General features: G+C 68.2%; 4 protein-coding genes. All 4 read left to right on the top strand.

The genetic code is table 11. The annotated features are described in order from the left end of the window. Positions 1–150: 150 nt before the first annotated feature. The 4 genes from HY726_03235 to HY726_03220 all read left to right on the top strand — a co-directional run bounded on the left by HY726_03235 (position 151) and on the right by HY726_03220 (position 4722). The gene (locus HY726_03235) at positions 151–576 is read left to right on the top strand and encodes an archease (protein ID MBI4608008.1); all 426 of its coding nucleotides are present in this window, start codon (positions 151–153) and stop codon (positions 574–576) included. A gap of 352 nt (positions 577–928) precedes the next feature. Further along, positions 929–1855 (top strand): UDP-3-O-[3-hydroxymyristoyl] N-acetylglucosamine deacetylase, encoded by a 927-nt coding sequence (lpxC, locus tag HY726_03230; GenBank protein MBI4608007.1) that lies wholly within the window; start codon positions 929–931, stop codon positions 1853–1855. Positions 1856–1918: 63 nt separating this feature from the next. Further along, positions 1919–2500, top strand: coding sequence for a DUF4390 domain-containing protein (locus HY726_03225; GenBank protein MBI4608006.1), 582 nt, complete (start codon positions 1919–1921; stop codon positions 2498–2500). Next, on the top strand, positions 2500–4722 hold the full coding sequence (locus HY726_03220; GenBank protein ID MBI4608005.1) for a PAS domain S-box protein: 2223 nt from the start codon (positions 2500–2502) through the stop codon (positions 4720–4722). Before HY726_03225 ends, HY726_03220 begins: the two co-directional genes overlap by 1 nt. Positions 4723–4865 lie beyond the last annotated feature (143 nt).

Genomic DNA, 4865 nt, shown 5'->3' with positions numbered 1-4865 from the left:
GCATTTCGAGCCGAGGGGCTCCGGACGAGCCGCAGGCGAGGACAGCCACGAGGCGAGGCCCGAGTTGATTGCGCCGGCCGGGTACCCACTCCGAAGGAGTGGGTGGGCGCTCGAAGGCGGGGTAACGGCTCATGAGCGAAGGTCGTTCTGGTGAGTGAGGCCGAGGGCTTCGACTACTTCGACGTGGCCGCCGACATCGGGCTTAGGGGATGGGGCCCGACCCTTGAGGCGGCGTTCCGCCAGACCGGCCTCGGCCTCTTCGCCCTGATGGTGTCACCCGAGGGCGTGGAGGAAGCCGACGCGCGGGAGGTGCGCGCCCAGGGGGAGACGCGCGAGAGCCTCCTCGTGAACTGGCTCAACGACTGCCTCTACCTGCACGACGTCGAGGGGTTCGTGGCCCGCCGGATCGACTTCACCGTCTTCGAGGAGCGGCGGCTTCATTCGCTCCTGCGGGGCGAGGAGGTAGATCCCAGCCGCCACCGGCTGGGCACGCTGGTGAAGGCCGCAACCTACCACCAGCTCACGATGAGCCAGCGGGACCAGCGCTGGGAGATCCGCGTCATTCTCGATATTTAAAGTCGGAGGGGGCCTCGACGGCCCCCTCCGAGGCCTCCCCCATAGCTTGCGCGGGCAAAGCCCGCGCTCGACGCCGCGAGGCCGGAGTCAATTTCGCGGGCCGGGCGGGCACCTGGGCCGGAGGCGCGGGTCGGCCGGATGCATCCGTGCGTGCGCGAAGAATCTGACTCCGACAAGCTCTCGGGTGATGTGAAAAGTGAACAGCAGCACCTGGGCTGTGTCTCCTCATTGGTACACTCGCTTCTGATCTGTCAACTAAAAGGACAGTTATTTCAGGCACTTGATGAATCCCAGGACACTGGCACACGAGTTGCTCTCTTTCCACACGGTTTGGGCTGGGCTCGAACCGAACATGGACCTACAGCTCACGATTCTCAAGCCAGTATCGATTGAGGGGGTCGGGCTCCACACCGGCCACCCGGCCCGGATCACCCTCCTGCCCGCCCGTGCCGACACAGGAATCGTGCTCAGCGCCGGCGACGGCGAGCGAACCCGGATCCCGGCATCCCCCGACCACGTCGTGGACGGGCGCAACGCCACCACGCTCGGCATCAACGGAACCCGGGTCCAGACCGTGGAGCATCTTCTGGCCGCGGCCGTCGCCCTCGGGATCGACAACCTTCTCGTGGACGTCGAGGGGGAGGAGATCCCGGCCCTGGACGGTAGCGCGGCGCCGTTCGTCGCGCTGCTGTACGCCGCCGGCAAGGCCACGCTGCCGAGCCCGCGGCGGCCGCTCGTCGTCGAACGGCCGATCCGCGTCGGCGACGAGGCGCGCTGGCTCCAGGTCCTCCCGGCAGACCGCTTGCGGATCAGCTACACCCTGGACCTCGATCATCCCGCCGTCGGAACCCAGGTCCTCTCCGTCGCCTGCAACGAACACGCCTTTGTGCGCGAGCTGGCCCCGGCCCGCACCTACGGGTTCCTCAAGGACGTGGGGGCCCTCCGGAAGAACGGGCTCGCCAAGGGCGGCTCGCTCGACAACGTCGTGGTGGTCGGCAGGCGGAGCGTGCTCAACGGCACCCTCCGCTACCGGGACGAGTTCGTCCGGCACAAGATCCTGGACCTGATCGGCGACCTCGCGCTGCTCGGCCGGCCCCTGATCGGCCACGTCGTCGCCCGCAACGCGGGGCATGCGCTCAACCACGAGCTCGCCCGCGCGATCCTCTACGAGCACGCCGAGTCGTCGGCCGTCCAGGTCACGGTTCGCGCCCTCTCCCATCCCGTCGGCCGGCTCGAAGGGGTTTCCCGACGCCCCCTCCCGGGCCTGGCGGCGTCCTGAGCCGTCCCCGACCCGCTGCTTCCGGTCCCCTGCTCGTCAGCGCTATAATGCTCTGTCTGACCCATGCGCGCGCTGCAGAACGTGGTTCAACCCTGGATCGCCGGGCTCGTCGCCCTGGGAATCGCCGTTGGGCCGCCATCCGCCACTGCCGAACTCCGCATCGGTGACCTGAACGTCTTTCTCAACGATCTCGATCTGACGGTCCAGCTGGTCCTCGTCGAAGCGATCCCACCCGGGTTCCACGAAAACCTCCAGAGCGGGATCCCCGTGCAAGCCCGGATCTCCCTCGAGCTCTGGCAGTACAACCGCTTCTGGATCGACAGCCGGCTCAAGGCGTGGACCGCGGACCGCCAGCTCAGCTACGACGTGCTGGCCAAAGAGTACAAGGTGGTCTCGACCGCCGGCGAGCAGCGGGAGCCCTACCTCACCAAGGACTTCCGGGAGGCCCAGCGCGTCCTCTCCGACCTCCGGGGGATCAAGCTGGCGCCCGCGTCGCTGCTGAGCCCCCGCGAACTCTTCTACGTGCGGGCGCGCGCCGAGGTCAGCGTCAGGGGCCCCAACAGTTTCTTTGCGCGGTTGTTCGGCCAGGCGGAGGAGACGCCCTGGCTGATCTCCCCGCTCTTGACGATCACGAGGCGCCAGTAATGCCGCTCGGCAGCGAGCCGGAACGCCAGAAGCGGAACCTGCTGATCATCAGCGGGATCCTCGTCCTCCTGGTGGGCGCGACCGCGTTCGGGGTGGGGATTCGCATCCCGGAGGTACCGGTCGCCTCCAACCTCCTCGTCTTCGCCCTGTTCAACCTCAACCTGATCGTCTTCCTCCTGCTCCTGGTCCTCCTCTTCCGAAACCTGGTCAAGCTCTCCTTCGAGCGCCGCCAGAAGGTGCTCGGCTCCAAGTTCAAGACGAAGCTCATCTTCGCGTTCCTCTCGCTCGCGCTGACTCCGACGCTGCTCATCTTCATCATCGCCTCGAACTTCATCACGACCTCCATCGAGGGGTGGTTCAAGCCGCAGGTGGAGCGGCCGCTGGACCAGGCCCTCGAGGTCGCCCAGACCTACTACCAGACGCTGGAGGTCACCGCGCTGCGCCACGGGAAGGCGCTCGCCCGGATCGTCGTGCGCGACCGCCTCCTGGGCGAGGACCGGCGCGAGGCGCTGTCGGCGTTCCTCGCGGAGCAGCAGGAGCAGCTCGGGCTGGCGGGGCTCTCGGTCTTCGCGCGCAGCGGCCAGGAGATCGTCCACGTCCAGGACCCGATCCTCGTGGCGGTGCAGACCGGGAACGTCAACCAGGAGCACCTCCGGAAGGCGCTCGAAGGCCGCGAGCTGACGACGGTCCACGAGCTGGACAACGGCGACCTGATCCAGGCCGTGGTGCCGATCTGGTCCCTGGGGCGCGAGCGCGAGCTGCTCGGCGCGCTGGTGGTCTCGACCCACGTCGCCCACCGGCTCGAGGCCCGGATCCGCGGGATCTCCCAGGCCTTCCAGGAGTACAAGCAGCTGAAGCTCTTAAAGACCCCGATCAAGGGGATCTACATCCTCCTCTTCCTCCTGATGACGCTCGTGATCGTTTTCTCGGTGACATGGTTCGGGCTTTACCTGGCGCGGGGCATCACGGTCCCGATCCAGCTCCTGGCCGAGGGGACACGCGAGGTGGCCGCCGGAAACCTGAACTACAAGGTCCAGGTCCGCGCCGACGACGAAATCGGAATCCTCGTCGAGTCCTTCAACCGGATGACCGGCGACCTCTCCCAGTCCAAGGCCAAGCTCGAGGAGGCCTACCTGGACCTCCAGGCCAAGCACACCGAGCTCGAGGAGCGCCGCCGGTACACCGAAACAGTGCTCCAGGCGGTCGCGACCGGCGTGGTCTCACTCGACCCCGAGGGACGGATCACGACGGTCAACCGGGCCGCCGCGCGGATGCTCGGGCTCCCGGTCGAGGAAGCCGTGGGCCGGCCGTTCCGCGAGATCTTCCGCCGCCAGGAGCTCAACGAGATCGGCGCCATCGTCCAGCAGATGGATCGGATCCGCGGGGGTACGCTCGAGCGCGAGATCCACCTGCGCCGCGACGGCCACGCGGTGGCCCTTCTCGGGGCGGCCACCGCGCTCACGGGGACGGAGGGCCAGTACGCCGGCATGGTGCTGGTCCTCGACGATCTCACCGAGCTCCTGAAGGCCCAGCGGCTCGCCGCCTGGCGCGAGGTGGCCCAGCGGATCGCACACGAGATCAAGAACCCGCTGACGCCGATCCAGCTCTCGGCTCAACGGCTCCGGCGGCGGCTCGCCGACCGCGGCCCCGAGGAGCGCCGGATCCTGGAGGAGTGCACGGCGACCATCATCCACGAGGTGGAGGGGCTCCGGCAGCTGGTGGACGAGTTCTCGCGCTTCGCCCGCATGCCCGCGCTCTCGCTCAAGCCCACCGACCTCCACCGGCTCCTCGAGGGCGTCGTGACGCTCTACCGGGAGTCGCACCCCGACCTGTCGCTCAAGACAGCCTTCGCGCCGGACCTCCCCACCCTTCAGGTGGACCCGGACCAGATCAAGCGGGCCGTGCTGAACCTGGTGGACAACGCCGTCGATGCGGTCGGGAAGGCGGGAGAGGTGTCGCTGGAGACCGCCTACCTCCCCGAAGCGCGGCGCGTGCGGATCAGCGTGAGCGACACCGGTGGGGGGATCCCGCCCGAGGATCGAGAGAAGCTTTTCCTTCCCTACTTCTCCACCAAAGCGGCGGGCACCGGCCTCGGCCTGGCGATCGTCCACCAGATCGTCACCGACCACCGCGGGACGATCTGGGTGGAAGACAACTCGCCGCGGGGGAGCCGGTTCGTCGTCGAGCTGCCGGCCGAGCCCCGCGTGCCGGCAGGCACCTAGGCGGATGCTGAAATACAGCTGCATGCGTCTTTCGAGCGCGCACCCACTCCTTCGGAGTGGGTACCCGGCCCGCGCAAGCTTGGGGGGTGGCCTCGGGGGGGGCCGTCGTGGCCCCCTCCGATGATGTAGTCATGGCCGGCGAG

The sequence above is a fragment of the Candidatus Rokuibacteriota bacterium genome (assembly GCA_016209385.1).
Classification (GTDB): domain Bacteria; phylum Methylomirabilota; class Methylomirabilia; order Rokubacteriales; family CSP1-6; genus JACQWB01.
This window is presented reverse-complemented; position numbering and strand designations above follow the sequence as displayed.

Excerpts from the sequence above, each read along its gene's own strand:
- HY726_03220 (MBI4608005.1), top strand. The coding sequence starts at position 2,500 with ATGCCGCTCGGCAGCGAGCCGGAACGCCAGAAGCGGAACCTGCTGATC.
- HY726_03225 (MBI4608006.1), top strand. The coding sequence starts at position 1,919 with ATGCGCGCGCTGCAGAACGTGGTTCAACCCTGGATCGCCGGGCTCGTC.
- lpxC (MBI4608007.1), top strand. The coding sequence starts at position 929 with ATGGACCTACAGCTCACGATTCTCAAGCCAGTATCGATTGAGGGGGTC.